The 17,454-nt window shown below is 60.4% G+C and carries 14 protein-coding genes; 8 read left to right on the top strand and 6 right to left on the bottom strand.

From position 1 onward, the window contains the following. The first annotated feature begins 4 nt into the window (after positions 1–4). The 3 genes from recD to AB5Y91_RS04345 all read left to right on the top strand — a co-directional run bounded on the left by recD (position 5) and on the right by AB5Y91_RS04345 (position 4,943). Positions 5–2,044: an exodeoxyribonuclease V subunit alpha gene (gene recD / locus AB5Y91_RS04355; protein ID WP_368169160.1), complete on the top strand. Its 2,040-nt coding sequence runs from the start codon at positions 5–7 to the stop codon at positions 2,042–2,044. Between the two features lie 164 nt (positions 2,045–2,208). Further along, the gene (locus AB5Y91_RS04350; RefSeq protein ID WP_368169159.1) at positions 2,209–3,987 is read left to right on the top strand and encodes a DUF262 domain-containing protein; all 1,779 of its coding nucleotides are present in this window, start codon (positions 2,209–2,211) and stop codon (positions 3,985–3,987) included. A gap of 476 nt (positions 3,988–4,463) precedes the next feature. Then, positions 4,464–4,943, top strand: a complete 480-nt coding sequence (locus AB5Y91_RS04345) for a GNAT family N-acetyltransferase (protein ID WP_368169158.1) — start codon at positions 4,464–4,466, stop codon at positions 4,941–4,943. A gap of 233 nt (positions 4,944–5,176) precedes the next feature. On the opposite strand, the gene AB5Y91_RS04340 is transcribed toward AB5Y91_RS04345, so the two are convergent. Continuing rightward, complete coding sequence (locus AB5Y91_RS04340) at positions 5,177–5,575, bottom strand: VOC family protein (RefSeq protein ID WP_368169157.1); 399 nt, start codon at positions 5,573–5,575, stop codon at positions 5,177–5,179. Between the two features lie 75 nt (positions 5,576–5,650). On the opposite strand from AB5Y91_RS04340, the gene AB5Y91_RS04335 reads away from it, so the two are divergent. Beyond that, entirely contained in the window at positions 5,651–6,601 is a 951-nt protein-coding gene (locus AB5Y91_RS04335; protein ID WP_368169156.1) for a helix-turn-helix domain-containing protein, read from the top strand. A gap of 62 nt (positions 6,602–6,663) precedes the next feature. On the opposite strand, the gene AB5Y91_RS04330 is transcribed toward AB5Y91_RS04335, so the two are convergent. Further along, positions 6,664–7,905 (bottom strand): ammonium transporter, encoded by a 1,242-nt coding sequence (locus AB5Y91_RS04330; protein ID WP_171275301.1) that lies wholly within the window; start codon positions 7,903–7,905, stop codon positions 6,664–6,666. 25 nt (positions 7,906–7,930) lie between these two features. Continuing rightward, complete coding sequence (gene glnK, locus AB5Y91_RS04325) at positions 7,931–8,269, bottom strand: P-II family nitrogen regulator (RefSeq protein ID WP_025328566.1); 339 nt, start codon at positions 8,267–8,269, stop codon at positions 7,931–7,933. A gap of 399 nt (positions 8,270–8,668) precedes the next feature. Between glnK and AB5Y91_RS04320 the strand changes: the two genes are divergently transcribed. Together AB5Y91_RS04320 and AB5Y91_RS04315 are read left to right on the top strand one after the other, a co-directional pair. After that, on the top strand, positions 8,669–9,670 hold the full coding sequence (locus tag AB5Y91_RS04320) for a sensor domain-containing diguanylate cyclase (RefSeq protein ID WP_139744805.1): 1,002 nt from the start codon (positions 8,669–8,671) through the stop codon (positions 9,668–9,670). A gap of 145 nt (positions 9,671–9,815) precedes the next feature. After that, entirely contained in the window at positions 9,816–10,235 is a 420-nt protein-coding gene (locus AB5Y91_RS04315; protein WP_106885607.1) for a hypothetical protein, read from the top strand. Positions 10,236–10,297: 62 nt separating this feature from the next. Here AB5Y91_RS04315 and AB5Y91_RS04310 read toward each other — a convergent pair whose 3' ends face one another. Both AB5Y91_RS04310 and AB5Y91_RS04305 read right to left on the bottom strand, forming a co-directional pair. After that, positions 10,298–12,292 (bottom strand): methyl-accepting chemotaxis protein, encoded by a 1,995-nt coding sequence (locus AB5Y91_RS04310; protein WP_368169155.1) that lies wholly within the window; start codon positions 12,290–12,292, stop codon positions 10,298–10,300. Positions 12,293–12,564: 272 nt separating this feature from the next. Further along, on the bottom strand, positions 12,565–12,921 hold the full coding sequence (locus tag AB5Y91_RS04305) for a hypothetical protein (protein ID WP_368169154.1): 357 nt from the start codon (positions 12,919–12,921) through the stop codon (positions 12,565–12,567). A gap of 200 nt (positions 12,922–13,121) precedes the next feature. On the opposite strand from AB5Y91_RS04305, the gene AB5Y91_RS04300 reads away from it, so the two are divergent. Together AB5Y91_RS04300 and AB5Y91_RS04295 are read left to right on the top strand one after the other, a co-directional pair. After that, positions 13,122–13,844, top strand: a complete 723-nt coding sequence (locus AB5Y91_RS04300; protein WP_025328561.1) for a response regulator — start codon at positions 13,122–13,124, stop codon at positions 13,842–13,844. Between the two features lie 7 nt (positions 13,845–13,851). Then, on the top strand, positions 13,852–15,237 hold the full coding sequence (locus tag AB5Y91_RS04295) for an ATP-binding protein (RefSeq protein WP_041204391.1): 1,386 nt from the start codon (positions 13,852–13,854) through the stop codon (positions 15,235–15,237). Between the two features lie 72 nt (positions 15,238–15,309). On the opposite strand, the gene AB5Y91_RS04290 is transcribed toward AB5Y91_RS04295, so the two are convergent. After that, the gene (locus AB5Y91_RS04290) at positions 15,310–17,265 is read right to left on the bottom strand and encodes a ligand-gated channel protein (RefSeq protein ID WP_368169153.1); all 1,956 of its coding nucleotides are present in this window, start codon (positions 17,263–17,265) and stop codon (positions 15,310–15,312) included. Positions 17,266–17,454 lie beyond the last annotated feature (189 nt).

Genomic DNA, 17,454 nt, shown 5'->3' with positions numbered 1-17,454 from the left:
CGAGATGAAGAGCGACGGTATGATCGAACGGCTGAAAGCCCTGGCGCTGGCGGGGCGTATCCGCCAGCTGGATCTGCAATTTGCCAAACTGGTGGCCGATCTGGGCGGCAGCCCCGAGCTGGTGCTGGGGGCCGCGCTCGCCTGCTTCGAGCTTGGGCGCGGCCATGTCTGCCTGCCGCTGGAGATGCTATCTGCCGGATCACTGCGCCCCTTCGGGTTGGATCCGGATCAGAGCCGGGATCTTCTGGGGGATCTGGCGGATCCTGCCAGTTGGCCCGCCCTCTTTGCGGCAAGTCCGCTGGTTGGTACGGAACAGCATGAGGGGGAGGTCCCCCGCTGGCCGCTGCGGCTCTGGCACGGGCGTCTCTACCTCACCCGCTACCACGATTTTGAGCTGGGGGTGGCTCGCCATCTACGCGCCCTGAGCGAGCGAGCCGAATGGCCCGAAATAGCCCCGGCCCTGTCGCGGCTGTTTGCCCGCGACTACGGGCTGGTGTTCGGGGCGCTGCTCAAGGCCCGCCTCGCCACCGACTTCTCGGCCCGCCACTTCGTCGAGAAGTATCTGGATCTGGTCTTCCCCCATGAAGTGGACTGGCCCGCCATAGAGGCGCTGCTGGGGAGCGCCCAGGCGGCGAGCGACCTTGGCAAGCTGGATGCGCTGGTGCCCGAATCGCTCTGTTGCAACGGCCAGAAGCTGGCGGCGGCCACCGCGGCGGCGCGCCCCTTCGCGGTGATCTCAGGCGGCCCCGGCACCGGCAAGACCACCACTGTGGCCAAGCTGCTCGCCATTCTGGTGGAGACCGGCCTGCAAGCAGGCAAGGCCCCGGCGATCCGGCTGGTGGCCCCCACCGGCAAGGCGGCGGCGCGCCTGACCGAGAGTATCGGTTCTGCCTTGCAGGCTCTGGACTTGCCCCCCGAGTGGGCCCAGGCCATCCCCACAGAGGCGGGCACCTTGCACCGGCTGCTCGGGGTGATCCCCGGGCGCAGCCAGTTCCGCCACCACGCGGGCAACCCGCTGCACCTCGACTTGCTGGTGGTGGATGAAGCCTCCATGGTCGACTTGCCCATGATGGCACGCCTGCTCGATGCGCTGCCGAGCCACGCCCGTCTCATCCTGCTCGGCGACAAGGATCAGCTCGCCTCGGTAGAGGCGGGGGCCGTGCTCGGGGATATCTGCAGCTTTATCGAACAAGGCATCAGCCCCGCGCAAGCGGATTGGCTCTCCCGCCAGACCGGCTACCGCCTGCAGGGTTCGCCTGCCGGTGCACCGGTGCGCGACAGCCTCTGTTTGCTTTCCAAGAGCTGGCGCTTCGATCAGCATTCGGGCATAGGCCAGCTGGCGCGGGCCTGCAACGACGGTGATGCCGCCGCGGTGGAATCGGTCTGGAGTGCGGGATTCAAGGACATCAGCCTGCACCCCTGGGCGGGAGAGGCCTACGAGGCCCTGATTGCCCAGGGGGTGGCCGGTTACGGCAGCTATCTGAAGGCGGCCCGCGCCGGAGAAGAGGCGTCTGCCGTGTTCAAGGCGTTCAACGGCTTCCAGATCCTCTGCGCCCTGCGGGACGGCCCCTTCGGGGTGCTGGGGCTCAACGAGCGGCTCGAACTGGCCCTGTCTCGGGCTGGCCTTATCGCCCGGGATGGCGACTGGTATGCGGGCCGCCCCGTGATGGTGGTGCGCAACGACCACGGCATCGGCCTCTACAACGGTGACATGGGGCTCTGCCTGCCCGATGAAACCGGCCGCCTCAAGGTGTGGTTCGAGCAGCCGGACGGCTCCCTGCGCGCGCTCTTGCCCAGTCGCCTGCCCCCCCACGAGACTGTCTACTCCATGACCATCCACAAATCCCAGGGCTCGGAATTTGCCCATACAGTGCTGGTGCTGCCCGACAGCCCCAGCCCGCTGCTAACCCGCGAGCTGGTCTATACCGGCATTACCCGCGCCAAGGCGCGCCTCGATCTCTACGGCGATCGCGCCCTGCTGGCACAAGCAGTACGGAAAAAGACCGAGCGGTATTCCGGATTGGCGGAGAGGTTGGGGAAGTGAGCGATTCGACGGCGGTGAAGGGATTCGCTGCCGTTTAATTCTCAATAGTTGAATCTACGGTTCTTAGTCTTCAAACCCCTTACGATGAGATTTCTGAATAGCATTCCAAGATACTTTCTGGTACTTATTGAGTCTGCCAATTATTTCTTTTATGGGGTGAATAAATGAAAGTTGTTCCTCATGGCCGCTCGATACAATCCATGTATGGTGAGTATCGAAAAGGACTTTACATTGTGAATAGGAAGTATCAGCGAAAGCTTGTGTGGAGCCTCGATGACAAGAGAAAACTGATTGATAGTATTCTCAATGGATATCCTATCCCATTAATTTTATTAGCTGAGAAGCATCGAGCTGGAAATAGCAAATACTTCGAGATAATCGATGGTATGCAGAGACTTAATGCTATATTTAGTTTTATTGAACATGGGTTTGACATCGATGGTAAGTATTTTGATGTAGGGCAGTTTTCCACGGCAAAAAATGAACAAGCTAAAGGAGTGTTCACTCCATATGACAATGTGTCTTTATTAACGCCGGAGGAATGTTCAACGCTCCTTGATTATGACTTGGCTATTAGTGTGTTTCCTGCGGAAAGCGACAATGAGGTAACTGAAGTATTCGGTAGAATAAATTCAAAAGGGCGTCAGCTTAGTGTACAAGAGCAACGTCAAGCTGGAGTTTCAAATAATGTATCTAGTTTAGTGAGACAAATATCCTCTGAAGTTAGAGGTGATTCGTCAGATGATACATTGAATTTATTTGATATGCCTTCTATAAGTATTGACAATGATGATAGCCAACATGGGTATGGTGTTAGAGCAATTGATACAATTTGGTGTAACCAAGGTATCCTTACTAGAGCACAATTACGTGATAGTGAAGATGAACAAATAATTTTAGACTTTATAGCCTCTATTGTGAACGAGGAGCCAATTTCTTCTTCAAGAGAGCTTTTTGATAAACTTTATGATAAAGATGCAACAGAAAGTCGAGAGCTTGAGGCTAAGCTCATAGCGTATGGTCAAGAAAAGGTAAAACAAGAAATAATAATTACATTTTCAACTATTAAAAATATGATCGAGGTCTACGACTCTTCACCTAGCTTTTTAAGAAATCACCTCAGAAGTAGAAGTCGGAATACTATAAAGACACCATTTTTCTCCTTGTTTATGGCGATACATGAACTCTTGTTTAGACATGAGAAAGAACCGTCTAATATGTCGATGATTTTTGAATCTCTTAAAGGGGCTGCAGAAAAATTAAAAATGCAATCGCATTATTCGACATCAACAGAGAGAAAAAAGAACATTAAAACAATTAAAGGCCTGATTCAAGACCACTTTGTAGACTGTAAACATGAAAGTTTGTGTTCCGGGCCGAGACTAGCGCTTCAGGTTGAAAATTATCTTAGCCGTTCCAAAATTGAGTCTGCTAGATTTGAAACTAAGCAAGGCTTCCTACCGCTTAAAACGGGGGCGAGTAGAAAATGGAATAAAAAATTAGAAGTTGAAATGCTCCATACACTGTGTGGTATCGCGAATTCAGGCAGCAACGGTGCATTTATTATTGGTGTTGCAGACAAGAAAGCTGATGCAGAAAGAGCAAAAACAGTTGATGGTGTTAATTATGCGACTGTTGGTGAACGTTATGTAGTTGGTATCGATCGTGAAGCAAATAATATGGGTATCACAATCGAAGAATACACTAAGAAAGTTATAGACATTATTAGGCACTCTGAACTATCCCCTTCATTAAAAAATCATGCGATAGCAGGTTTAGATACTGTTACGTTTAAAGGGCTTACAATTCTTTGTATTAGCCTTCGAAAAATGGATTCAGTTTCGTTTGTTGGGAAATCTTGTTTTGTTAGAAAGGGCCCAGCAACAGAAGAGGCAATTGGTCCGGATATATTAGATGTACAAAGTAGATTCACACATGGATAATGATTTTTAATATAATTTTCATACAGGACATATTGTTTTTTAAAATTTTAAAGTTGGGTTTTTCGAAACCCAACATGTCTCGCTCAATCCATCCCACCTCACCTCCGATTCTTATCCCAATTCCTTATAAATAAATGGAAGAAGGAGGGGAGCATCCTCTGTCTATCTTTCATCATTGGTTGGTCATTTGTAGGCTCGATTAGCGAAGCGTAATCGGACGATCGCGTAATTAAGCATCATGCAATCGAATATTGCATCATCGAAAATTCGTGCAATCCGCCACTCCCGAACTTTTCCCGATTGCCAACGCTATATCCTCGATGTCGGATGATCCCCTCTCCCTTTGGGAGAGGGCAGGGTGAGGGACGGGTAGGGTGCAATGAACGAAGTGAATTGCACCGCTCCTATTTATCGGTCAAAAGGTGTAATGCGCTTCGCTTTTTACACCCTACCTACACGCGACAGGATCTTATTGATTGCGACTCGAATTTAAAACCATCGATCTGGATCGGGATTACGAACACTGTGTGTTGGCGCGCAGGGATGCCTATTTTTGCAGCTTTCATACCCATAATGGCTTTGCCGACTTTATCTGCGGCTATCGGGAGCGGATCCATGAAAGGTTGGGGCAAGCGCAATGGCATTACATCCATGTCTGGGTGGGTGAACAACTGGTGGGTCAGCTGGAATTTCGCAGCTTTTCCGATGAGCCCGAGACCGGCTATGTGCAGCTTATCTATCTGTTTCCCGAGTATCGTGGCACCAGCTTGGCCGCCGAGTTGCAGGCGTATATCCGTCAGCAGTTGCTGGGGGCGGGCTGCAAATGGGCGTTGCTATCCGTTAGTCGTACCAATTTGCGGGCGCTGAACCATTACCGGCGTTCGGGCTGGACATTTTTGCGTTCCAATCCAAAACACGAAGAGACGGATTTTTATCGACTTGAACTGGCAAAATAATCTCGTATGTTGGGCTTCGCAGGCTCAGCACAAACCTACCGATTGTGTAGGTTGTGGCTGAGCGTCCGGAAGCCCAATGTTTACCGTGTGCTCTCTTTTTTCCTCCCCTCATCCCCAGCCCTTCTCCTCCTTTTGATACAAGCGGGAGAAGGGCGCAATGTCGTTACCGCTGTCCGATTACGCTTCGCTAATCGAACTTACGAGAGGGCCAGGGTGAGGGGCCAATCAAGGGGCTAAACAGTCAGCTCCAGCCGGTTGCCTTCCGGGTCGAGGAAGGTGCTCTCGTAATAGCCGTCGCCGGTCCAGCGGGGGCCGTCCAGGTGTTTGACCTGGGCGCCCTTGAGCAGCTTGAGACGTGCCGTCATCTTGTCCACCTCCTCCACACTGCCGAGGGAGAAGGCGATATGGGCCAGCCCTTGCAGCGGATGCGACAGGCCGCGATCTGCCGGGAGCAGGGTGGGGCTGTGCATCAGCTCCAGGCTGGCGCCCCCCTCGAAGCGCACGAAGTAGGACGAGAACTGCTTGGTCGGGTTGTGGTAGCGCTCATTGGCCTGCCCGCCAAAAAGGGTGCAGTAGAATGCCTTGAGTGCTTCCAGATCCTGCGCCCAGATGGCGACGTGATGTATGTGCATGGCTTGTCTCCTGTGACTCTATGCCCTTGATGTTATGCTCTGGCCTAATCCTTCGACATGGCTGAGCCCGTCCTGATGATGTCTGACACTGCCAACCCCGATCTCATCGATGTCTCCCCCGACTGCCGCGAGCAGATCTGCTGCGACAGCCTGCTGCCCGCCCTCGGCCAGGAGCGGGTGTGGCTGGCGGGCTACTCCCGCCTGCGCACCCGCTATCGCATCGAGCGCCGCCTGGCGGACGTGCACTGCTTCCTGCTCACCCTGGGGGGCGAGGGGGAGGTGCTGATCGGCGATAGCTTCGAGCGGCTGCCGGTCGGGGAGTGGGCTCTGATCCCGGCGGGGGAGCCGCTCTGCTATCGGTTGCCAGAGACGCAGTGGCCAGAGATGCAGTTAGCTGCGACGGGACTAGCAGAGACGCAGTTGCCAGCGCCGGAGCAGCAACAGCCGACGGCAAAGGGCGACTGGGATCTGGTGTGGCTGCTGCTGCACAAGGACTCCCCCTGGGATGTCTTCGCCAGCCGCCCTCGTCTGGGGTGCACCTCCCAGCAGGGGACCCTGCTGCGCACCCTGGAGAACCTCTATGCGGAGCAGGAGCGCCATCAGGACCCGCTGCTCAGCGCGCTGCTGGTGGAGCAGCTCGGTTTCTACCTGCGCCGCCTGCTGCAAAAGGGGGAAGGGCAGAGTCGCGGCGAGCGGCTGGCTCTGCGCCTCGAATTGATGCTCAAAGATTCCCTGGCCGAGTGCTGGGACATCGCCCGCATGGCCGCCGCCCTGCACCTCTCGGAGCGCCAGCTCCATCGGCTCTGTCAGCAGCACTTCGCGCTGGCCCCCATGGCGCTGCTGCAACGGCTGCGCTTGCAGCGGGCGGCGCTCCTGCTGGCGAGCCGGGCCGACTCGGTGAAGCTGCTGGCCGCCCAGTGCGGCTTCAAGAACGAATACCACTTCTCCACCGCCTTCAAGCACCAGCACGGGCTGGCCCCGAGCCACTATCGCCAACTGCATCACCCCGCCTTCAAGGGGCGCTGAGGGTACCCCAAAAAAGAGCGGGGCCCGAGGTGTTCCCCGGGCCCCGCAAGCAGCAGTCTGTGTCAGCTGCTGGATTTGATGCTGACGAACTCGGGATAGGCATCGACGCCGCACTCGTGGACATCCACGCCCAGCAGCTCTTCCTCTTCGCTGACCCTCAGGCCCATGGTGGCCTTGAGCAGGCTCCAGACGATGAGGGAGACGGCAAAGACCCAGCCGAAGATGACGGCGGCCCCCAGCAACTGGGCGCCGAAGGTGGCGCTTGCGTTGGAGAAGGGCACCACCATCAGGCCGAACAGGCCGCAGACCCCGTGTACCGAGATGGCGCCGACCGGGTCATCTACCTTGAGGCGATCGAAGGCGACTATGGCGTAGACCACCAGGGCTCCGGCCAGGGCGCCGATCAGGCTGGCGAACAGCGGGCTGGGGGAGGCCGGATCGGCTGTGATGGCGACCAGACCACCGAGGGCACCGTTGAGGATCATGGTGAGATCCGCCTTGCCCCAGGTGAGCTTGCTGACCAGCAGGGCGCCGACCACACCGGCGGCCGCGGCGGCATTGGTGTTGACGAAGACGGTGCCGATGGCGGTGGCGTCAGCGGCGCTGGAGAGCGCCAGCTGGGAGCCGCCGTTGAAGCCGAACCAGCCCATCCAGAGGATCAGGGTGCCCAGGGTCGCGAGCGGCAGGTTGGAGCCGGGGATGGGATGGATCTCCCCCTGCTTGCCATATTTGCCACGACGGGGGCCGAGCAGCAGCACGGCGGCCAGGGCCGCGGCGGCGCCCGCCATGTGGACTATGCCGGAGCCCGCGAAGTCGGAGAAGCCCGCCTCTTTCAGGAAACCGCCACCCCAGCTCCAGTAGCCCTCTATGGGGTAGATGAAGCCGGTCATCACCACGCAGAACAGCAGGAAGGACCAGAGCTTCATCCGCTCGGCCACCGCCCCCGAGATGATGGAGGTGGCGGTCGCCACGAACACCACCTGGAAGAAGAAGTCGGCGTGCAGTGAGTGGCCCGCATCCTCGGCCTGGCTGCCCATCAGGCTGCCAAAGCTCGGCAACCAGCCGCCGGCGCCGTTGTCCACGTACATGATGTTGTAGCCGACCAGCAGGTACATGACGCAGGCGATGGCGTAGAGCAGGATGTTCTTGGTCAGGATCTCTGTGGTGTTCTTGGCGCGGACCAGGCCCGCCTCCAGCATGGCGAACCCGGCGGCCATCCACATGACCAGCACGCCGGAGATCAGCAGGTAGAAGGTATCGAGCGCATAGCGCAGCTCGCTGACGGATGTGATCAACTCTTCCATGTCGTGTTCCTCGGTTCCAGTCGTATCAAAGGGCGTCTGCGTCTGTCTCGCCGGTGCGGATGCGCACGGCGGCCAGCAGGTCGCAGACGAAGATCTTGCCGTCACCTATCTTGCCGGTATGGGCGGCCTGGCTGATGGCTTCGATGATGGGCTCGACGTTGTCGGCCTGGGTGGCGATCTCCAGCTTCACCTTTGGCAGGAAATCCACCTGGTATTCGGCGCCCCGATAGAGCTCGGTGTGCCCCTTCTGGCGGCCAAACCCCTTGACCTCGGAGACCGTCAGCCCCTCTACGCCGAGGGTGGCGAGGGCTTCGCGAACGTCATCGAGTTTGAACGGCTTGATGATGGCAGTGATTAACTTCATGCAATGTCCCCAATCCTTGGTGGTTCATTCAGACAAAGGCAAATATTGCGCCAAGAATTTTTCCCTATTTATTCAATGATTTATTTCATTGTCGCTCGAGGGAGTGACGAGAGGTGCCCCATTTGGGCAGGGCTGCGCCAAGGGGGGGCACCGCCATGGTGCAAGGGGGCGGGCAGACAAAAGAGGGAAGGCGTGACGGCGCTCAAGACTGGCGGCAGGCCCTGCTGCTACTGTTATTCAGGGGAGCCTGGGGCGGCCGATAACCTTGTCATGACAGGGATTGCAGGCAGGCAGTCGTCATCGGGTAGCCCGGCAGGCGGCCGCATTTTTCAATGATGTTCAACCGCCGGACTCGAGTCACCCGCAGTGGCGCGGGGGAGCAGAACAAGGATGGTTTCCATGCTGCAGGACAATGACACTATCAGGATCCAGGATCTCAATGAGGCCGCTGTACACGGCATTCTGGAGGTCATCAGCGACGGGATCTGGGACTGGAATGCCAACACCGGCTTCGTCTATCGCAATCCGGGCTGGTATCAGATGCTGGGCTATGAGCCGCACACCCTCGACAACACGGTATTCACCTGGGAAAACCTGATCCACCCGGACGATCTGGCGCGGGTGATGGCCCGCTTCGATGCCTATCTGAGCGGCCAGTCTCCAGACTACAGGGCCGAGTACCGCTGTCGCTGCCGCAACGGTGACTTCATCTGGATAGAGGATTGTGGCCGCATCATAGCGCGCAACCCGGATGGCTCCGTGGCCAGGATGATAGGGGCGCACCGGGACATTCATGCCCAGCGCGAGCTCTACGCCCGGCTGGAGCTGCACAATCGCTCCCTGGAGCAGCAGGTGGCGGAGCGCACCGCCGAGCTGGAGCGGCTCAACCTGGCGCTGCAGCATCAGGTGGAGGAGAACCGCCGCCTGGCGGAGACGGATTCCCTGACCGGGGCCGCCAGCCGCTATCGGCTGGAGCAGGCCGTCCGGCTGGAGTATGAGCGCGCCCGGCGCTTCAAGGAGCCCTTCGCCGTGATCGCCATGGACGTGGACGACTTCAAGCAGATCAACGATCGCCACGGCCACGGGGTGGGGGATCAGACCCTGATCGACATAGTGCGCCTGACCCGCGGCTCCATCCGCGAGATCGATCTGCTGGCCCGCTGGGGGGGCGACGAATTCATGCTGGTGCTGCCCAACACCCGTCTGGCGGAGGCCCATGTGGTGGCCGAAAAGCTGCGACAGCGACTGGGCTATGCCAGGGTCAAGGGGGTGGAGCCCATCACCCTGAGTTTCGGTCTGGTGGAGTCCATGCCGGACGAGCCCCTGAACCAGTTGATGGCGAGGGTGGACAGGGCGCTCTACCGGGCCAAGCTGGCGGGCAAGGATCAGCTCTCTGGCTAGGGGAGCCGCTATCCGTCTCCGGCCGCCCTGTCCAGCCTCGAGTCCCTCTTCCCCCCCGAATGCGGCTTGACCTTGGGATCATCTTGACTCCAATCGAGCTCACTGGTCTGATGCGCGCTCTTTCATTCCTGTGAGATGTATCTTAATGAAAAAGTGCCTTCTGATTGCCCTGACCGCCCTGCCCCTGGTTGCCCACGCCGGCCTGATGGATTCCCTGACCGACTCCGTGACCAGCAGCGTCACCAGCACCGCCAAAGAGATGGCCGGTACTGCCGTGGACAGCGCCTCCAACGAAGCGATCAAAACGGCCCTGGATATCAAGGAAGGCGGCTCCAACAAGCAGGCCATCAAGGACAAGCTGGGCGCCCCGGCCAGCACCAAGACCGAAGCCGGTCTGGAAGTGTGGACCTATGACCTGAGCGCTTTGAACAAGGTATCTCCCATGCTGGCAGAGACCTCCAAGACCCTGTTCAAGGATACCGAAGCCGCTCAGAAGAGCGTCGTCATCAAGTTTGAAGGCGAAACCGTCAAGACCCTGAACCTGGCCGACAAAGCCAAGGCCTGAGTCTGAACGACGTGCATGAAAAAGGGGCCCGCGGGCCCCTTTTTGCTGGCTGGCGTTCGCCATCACACCTTGAAGCGGCGCACCAGGGCCAGCAGCTGGCGGTTGGAGCCGAGCAGTGACGCCGCGCTCTGCTCGGTCTGGCTGCCGTTTTGCACCAGCAGGTTCAGCATGTCGCGAATGCTCACCATGTTGCGGTTGATCTCCTCGGTCACCCGGCTCTGCTCCTTGGCGGCGGTGGCGATCTGGCTGCTGAGATCGTGGATCTGCACCACAGAGTCGGCCATGCTGTCGAGCCCGCCGGTGACCTGACCCGTGGTGTCGGCTGCGGCCTGGCAGCTGCGCTTGGTCTGCTCCATGGCGACCACGGCCTCGGCCACCCCCTGGGTGAGGCGCGACAGCATGCTGCCCACCTCGGCTGTGCTGTTCTGGGTGCGGGCCGCCAGGGCGCGCACCTCGTCGGCCACCACGGCGAAGCCACGTCCCTGCTCCCCGGCCCGGGCCGCTTCGATGGCGGCGTTGAGTGCCAGCAGGTTGGTCTGGGCGGCGATGCCGCCTATCACCCCGAGCACGCTGCCGATCTGCTTGGCATCCTCCTGCATCTCCAGCACCTTGGCGGCGGCGAGATCCACCTCGTCGATCAGGGCCACCACGCTGGCGGAGGCCGAGCCCACCACCTTGCGCGAGTTGGCGGCCTGGCCATTGGCGGCCTCGGTGAAGCTGGCCGAGTCGCTGGCGTGCTGGGCCACGCTGTCGGCGGTGGAGCTGAGCTCGGTGAGGGCGGTGACCACCTGATCCGTCTCGCTGGCGTGTTCCCCCAGGATCCGTCGGGCCTGACCCGTCTGCTGATCGAGCTGTGCCAGCTCCCGGGTGATGAGGTCGGTGGCGTCCGTCACCTGCACCATCATCTGCTGCAGGTAGGCGATGAAGCGGTTCACCGACAGGGCTATGTTGTCCAGCTCGTCATGACCCTTCACCTGGATGCGGGCCGTCAGGTCCGCATCGCCGGCACTGAGGGCATCTATGTTGAGCTTGAGGGTCTGCAACCGGCTGCCGAGCTGGCTGATGGCCAGCACCATGAGCACGAACAGCAGCCCCACCAGGGGCAGCTGGATCGCGGCCAATGTGGCGAGCACGTCCCGGCTGTCCTGGGTCAGGATGCGGGTCGGCAGGGCGGTGGCGAGCAGCCAGGGAGTGCCTTCTATGGCCTCCATCAGCAGGGTCTGTTCCTCCCCCTGATCCTGGAAGGTGGTGCGCAGCAAGCCCTTGCTCGCGTCCTGGCCGAGCAGGCCGGCGATGGCACCGGCGAAGGGGTAGTCGGCGTGGGCGGAGAGGTTGCCGAGCACCACATCGCCGCCGAGGCGGGCGTTCTTGCTCAGGATCTTGCCGTCAGCCTCGACTATCATCACCTGGCCGCCGATCTCCTGCTCCTTCCTGGCCACCAGTTCGTTGAAGAACCCCAGAGTCACGTCTATGGTCGACACCCCGTAGAGGGCGCCGTCCCGGTAGATCCCCATGGCGCAGTTGGTTCTCGGCTGCTGGCTGGCGCCATCCTTGTAGGCGGCGGCCCAGACGCACATGCCGCGGGGGGCCTGCTGCCCCGCCTTGTGCCAGGGTTGCTCGAAGTAGTTCGGCGCCTCGGCCGAGTTCCAGTAGGTGTTGGGGATGAGGGCGTTGGCCGCGTCCCTGTGATAGAAGGTGCTGAACTTGGCGCGGCCCGCCTCGCGTTTCTCCGGCAGGGGCCAGATGCCGCCGCCGAAGACCATGGCGTTGCCGTATTGATCGATGAGGGCGGGTAGCAGGGCATCTATCTGCTCGCTCGGCAGCTGGGCCACCAGCTGGGTGATGCTGCGGGACTGGCTCTGCACCCCGTTGAGCTGGTCGCGGATGTCGGTGGCTATCTCGCTGACCCGCAGCGCCACATTCTGCTCACCGGCCTTCTGCAGCGCCGGCTTGATCCAGAGCTGGATGCCGATCACCGTCAGGGCGCACACCAGCGCCATGAACCCCAGGAAGACGGCGGTATAACGCCCCTTGATTGTGCCCAGATTCCATCCCATAACGACTCCTGTCCACTGTGGCCGGGGCCTTGCCCGATCCTGTTGTTTGAGCCGCCATTATTAGCTATTTCGAAACTAAAACGTTTGTTATCGCTCACATATCCCGGTGCAGGGAGGCAGAAAAGTGGCGCCATGGCGGCGTCAGTCGCAGGACAGGGCAGTTGAGCGGACACGAAAAAAACAGGGTGGCCATGGCCACCCTGTCGTTATCTTGCTTGCTGGTTTACTTCGACTTACTGGTTCGCTTCTGCGAACTGCTTCATCGCCTCGACTTACTGATTTGCTTCTGCGAACTGCTTCATCACCTCTGCGTGCTTGATCATGCCGTCGGCACGCAGGCCGAGGCTTTTCACGAACTCCGCCTTCTTGGCCGGATCTTCAATCTTGTCGTAGCGCTGTTGCAGGTGAGCCTGGATCTGTTCCGGGGTCATGTTCTTCATGCGGGCCATCTTGTCGTGGCGACCGCCGTGGTGCTTGCCGCCCATCATGCCGGAACCGTCCATGGGGCAACCGGCCGCCGTGGCCTTGGTCGGCTGGGCGGTGGAGACAGCCTCGCTGGCGGCATAGGCGCCCAGCGGCAGGCCGAGGATCAGGGTGGCGGTCAGCAGGGTCTTGGTCAGCTTTTTCATGGGTAACTCCTGTCGGATGAATACGGGTAGAGGCTGTTTCGCCTTGGTATCCAGTAAACACCGTGGAAGTGTCTGAATTTTGCCAGTTGAAGCCTATTTTGTAGCAGAGTGTGGCATCTTGGCGCTCTGGCACACTTTGACACAACCCGCCCGATTGATTCTCGTATAATCGCCCCAGCTCGATAACGGGAGAGACAATGATGAACCAAGGCAGCCCTCATATTCTGGTGGTCGACGATCACAGCGAGATCCGCGATCTGCTCAAGCGCTTTCTGGAACAACACGGCATGCGCGTCAGCTGTGCCCGGGATGGCAAGGAGATGAAGCGGCTGCTGGACGAGCGGGAGTTCGATCTGCTGGTGCTGGATCTGATGATGCCGGGGGAAGATGGCCTGACTCTGTGCCGCGAGCTCAGGGTGAAGTCCCGTCTGCCCATCATCATGCTCACCGCCATGGGGGAGGAGACGGACCGCATCATAGGGCTGGAGATGGGGGCCGATGACTACCTCGCCAAGCCGTTCAACCCGCGCGAGCTGCTGGCCCGCATCAAGGCGGTGATGCGCCGCACCCAGGCGGAGATCCAGCCCGTTCCCGAGGCCCTGACCCGGGATCTGCGCTTCGATCGCTGGCTGCTCGACATCAATCGCCGCGAGCTGGTGGACGAGGAGGGGGTAGGGATGAGCCTCTCCACCGCCGAGTTCGATCTGCTCAAGGTGTTTCTGGAGCGCCCCCAGCGGGTGCTGAGCCGGGATCAGCTGCTGGATCTGGCCCGTGGCCGGGAGGCGGTCGCCTTCGATCGCGCCATAGATACGCTGGTGAGCCGGCTGCGCCGCAAGCTGGAGCGGGATCCCAAGAATCCCGAGCTCATCAAGACCATCTGGGGCGGCGGTTACCTGTTCGCCGCCGACGTGACCCAGGAGTGAGGCCGGCATGATCAAGGGCTTCTTCGCCAGGCTGCTGCCCAAGGGGTTGACCGGCCAGATAGTGCTGGTGGCCCTGGCGGGACTGGTGTTGATCCAGCTGCTCAGCATCCAGATCTACCGCTCGGATCGGGAGGAGGCGCTCGGCTACGTCAACAGCCGCAACGCCATGCAGCGGATCATCTCTGTGGTGCGGCTGCTCTCTCTCTCCCCCCCTTCCCTCTATCACGAGATCCTCAAGGCGAGCCGCAGCGAGACCCTGCTGCTGCGCCTCGCCGACGAGCCGCTGCAACCGGACAACCGCAGCCCCCGCTTCGAGAAGCTGGTGCGGGCCAAGCTCGGGTATCCGTCGTCCCTGTCGGTGGAGATCAGCGCCGAGTTGAAGCAGGACATACAGCGCAGCCGGGCCTGGCAGCACCATAACCGCATGATGAAGGATCGCAACGGCATGCCGCCGCCCCAGGACATGCGGCTCTATGGCTCCATCCAGTTGCCCAACGGGGGCTGGCTGCAGTTCAGCTCCCTGGTGGACAAGGAGGCGGTGAGCTGGTCCTGGCAGACCACCCTCAACCTGCTGCTGGTGGCGAGCCTGGTGATAGGCCTGATGATCTGGCTGTTCCGCCGGGCGACCCTGCCCCTCAAGCAACTGGCCGCCAACGCCGACAGGCTGGGGCGCGGGGAGGACATAGAGCCCCTGCGCGAGGAGGGGCCCACCGAGATCCGCGAGTCCATCCAGGCCTTCAACCGCATGCACACCCGGCTCGATCGCTTCGTGCAGGACAGGACCCGGATGCTGGCCGCCATCTCCCATGACCTGCGCACCCCCATCACCAGCCTGCGGCTGCGCAGCGAATTTCTGGCAGACGGCGAGGACAAGGAGCGATTCCAGCAGACCCTGCAACAGATGGAGCAGATGCTGGCGGCGACCCTGAGCTTCGCCCGGGAGGAGGGGCAGCAGGAGGCGACCCGGGAGCTGGATCTGGTCAGCCTGCTGGAGAGCCTGTGCGATGACTATGCAGATACCGGCCAGCCCGTCATCTGCCTGGCACAGGGCAAGCAGGTCTACGCCTGCCGCGCCAATACCCTGCGCCGGGTGCTGCAAAACCTCATCGGCAACGCCATCAAGTACGCGGGCGGGGCCGAGGTGTCCCTGGAGCGAACCGAATCCGAGCTGCTGATCCTGGTCTGCGATCGGGGGCCAGGCATAGCCGAGGGCCAGCTGGAGGAGGTGTTCAAACCCTTCGTGCGTCTCGACGAGGCCCGCAATACGGAGTCGGGCAGCGTGGGGCTGGGGCTCGCCATCGCCCGCACCCTGGTGCATCAGCACGGCGGCGAGCTGACCCTGCACAACCGTGCCGAGGGCGGCCTGGAGGCCAGGATCAGCCTGCCGCGCTGATAGTTCCTATTCCGTCGCCCATGAAAAGGCCCGCACTCGGCGGGCCTTTTGCATCTCTCGCACCCGAGAGGATCAGAACTGGTAGGTCAGCCCCAGGTTGTAGCGGCGTCCATCCAGCACAGTGCCATAGCTGGCATGGTCCACCCTCTTGTCCAGCAGGTTGTAGATGCCGGCGGTGACGCTCAGCGCCTGATTGGCCTTGTAGACCAGGCCGGTGTCGAAGAAGGTGTAGGAGGGGGTGCCCTCGGCCATCTTGACCCGGCTCAGGTAGTCCGAGGTCTTGCTGCGGAAGTTGACCCTGGACCAGAGGCCGACCGCCTCGCTGGTCTGCCAGTCGACCGTGGTGTTGAACATGTGGCGCGGCATCTGGTTCAGTGCCAGGCCCGCCATGGGGCCGCTCTTCTGCTCGGACTGGGTGAAGGTGTAGCTGGAAGCGAGGGACCACTGCTGGTTGATGACCCAGTTGGCCGTGCCTTCCACCCCGCGCATGTTGGCCTCGTCGACGTTGATGCGATCGCTGATGAAGTCATAGGTGTGGCCATTCAGGGTGCAGGCGGGATCCTGCTTGCTGGTGCAGCGACGGGTCTCGGCAATCTTGTCCTTGAAGTCGGTATTGAACAGGGTCAGCCCGGCGTTGAGCCCCTGTCTGCCATCCCACAGCAGGGCGATTTCCTCACTGACGCTCTTCTCCGGCTGGAGGGCCGGGCTGCCGACCAGCATGCCATCCTGAGTACCGCCGCCGGTGGCCTGACCCCAGTTGGCTGCTGACATGCGCAGATCGGGGGAGCGGTAGCCGGTGGAGACGCCCCCCTTCAGGGTCCAGAACTCGGTGGGGTGCCAGACCCCGTAGAGACGCGGGCTCCAGTGGCTGCCGTAGTTCTGATCCCTGTCCATGCGCACGCCGCCGGTGAGGGCGAAGCTGTCGGTCAGGGCCCACTCGTCCTCCACGAACAGGGCCCAGCTCCAGCGGGTCAGCTGGTCGGCGCGATTGGCCACATTCAGTTGGTTGCCCTGATCCTGCAGATCCTCGTAGCGGTATTGGCCGCCGACACTGAGGTAGTGATCCCCCAGGACGATCTGGGTATGGGTGTCGGCTATGGTGTTGATCATCTTCATCTGCCGACCCGGGTTGGTACTCTCTTCCCGTTGCAGATAGCTGGTGGAGGAGCCGAAGTCGTAGCGGCCGTCGTGGGTGATGGCGTAGTTGGTGCGCTCGTAGGTGCTCTGGTTGGGTTTGGCCTTGGCCGAAATGGACTCACCCGGCGTGCGATCCCTGTCTTGCAGGCCGCGGCTAAGCTCGAAGTCGAAGCTGTTGTGCTCGTCCGGGGTCAGGCTGAACACGGCGGTGCCGCTGCGCATCTCCTGTTCGGCGAAGCCATTCTCGAACTGATCCTCGCCGCGATAGGAGAGTTGGCCGTTCAGGCGCATCCCAAGCAGCCCGTCCACCAGGGCGCCGGCGGTGTAGGCATCGCTCTGGAAGAGATCACCTGAGGCCTTGTTCTCCTGGAAGGTGCTGTCGGCATGCACCGACCCCTGCCATGCCGTCATGCTGGTGCTCTTGCGGGTGATGACGTTGATGACGCCCCCCATGGCGTCCGAGCCGTAGCGGGAGGACATGGGGCCGCGCACCACCTCGATCCGCTCTATGGCTTGCAGCGGCGGCAACCAGCCCTGCTCTATGCCGGGGCCGTCGCTGTTGGGACGGGTGCCACGGCTGTCGACCCGCTTGCCGTCTACCAGCATCAGTGTGTACTTGGCTCCCATGCCGCGGATGCTGATGTCGCTGCTGCTGCCACCTCCGGTGATCACCACCCCGGGGACGTCTTTCAGGGCATCGGTCACGTCACGGTAGGCGCGCTTCTCCAGCTGTTCCCGGGTCACGACCGAGATGGAGGCGGCAGAGTCTTCGATCTTCTGCTGGAAACCCGAGGCGGTGATCACCATGACTTCGTTCTGGCTGGCGTGGGCCTGGCTGGCCAGTGCGGCGACGATCAGGGTGGCGAGAGGGGTAATGGGGATGTTAGTCATGAAAACCTGAACTCCTGGGAAGGAAAGTTTCTCAACCCGCTTTAGCGTCCCGGGATCTTGGTGTCGCACTGGGACGGCGGAGCTGAGCCTCAAATGGATGACATTTGTCGGCAGGCATTCTAGGCAAATAAGAATCAAATGCAATTGATATTGGTTATCATTTGTATTTTGTTCGGTAAGAGGGGGCCG

It is taken from the genome of Aeromonas sp. R4-3, assembly GCF_040908275.1.
Classification (GTDB): domain Bacteria; phylum Pseudomonadota; class Gammaproteobacteria; order Enterobacterales; family Aeromonadaceae; genus Aeromonas; species Aeromonas rivipollensis.
The sequence above is the reverse complement of the archived record's forward strand: the minus strand, read 5'-3'. Positions and strand labels throughout refer to the sequence as shown.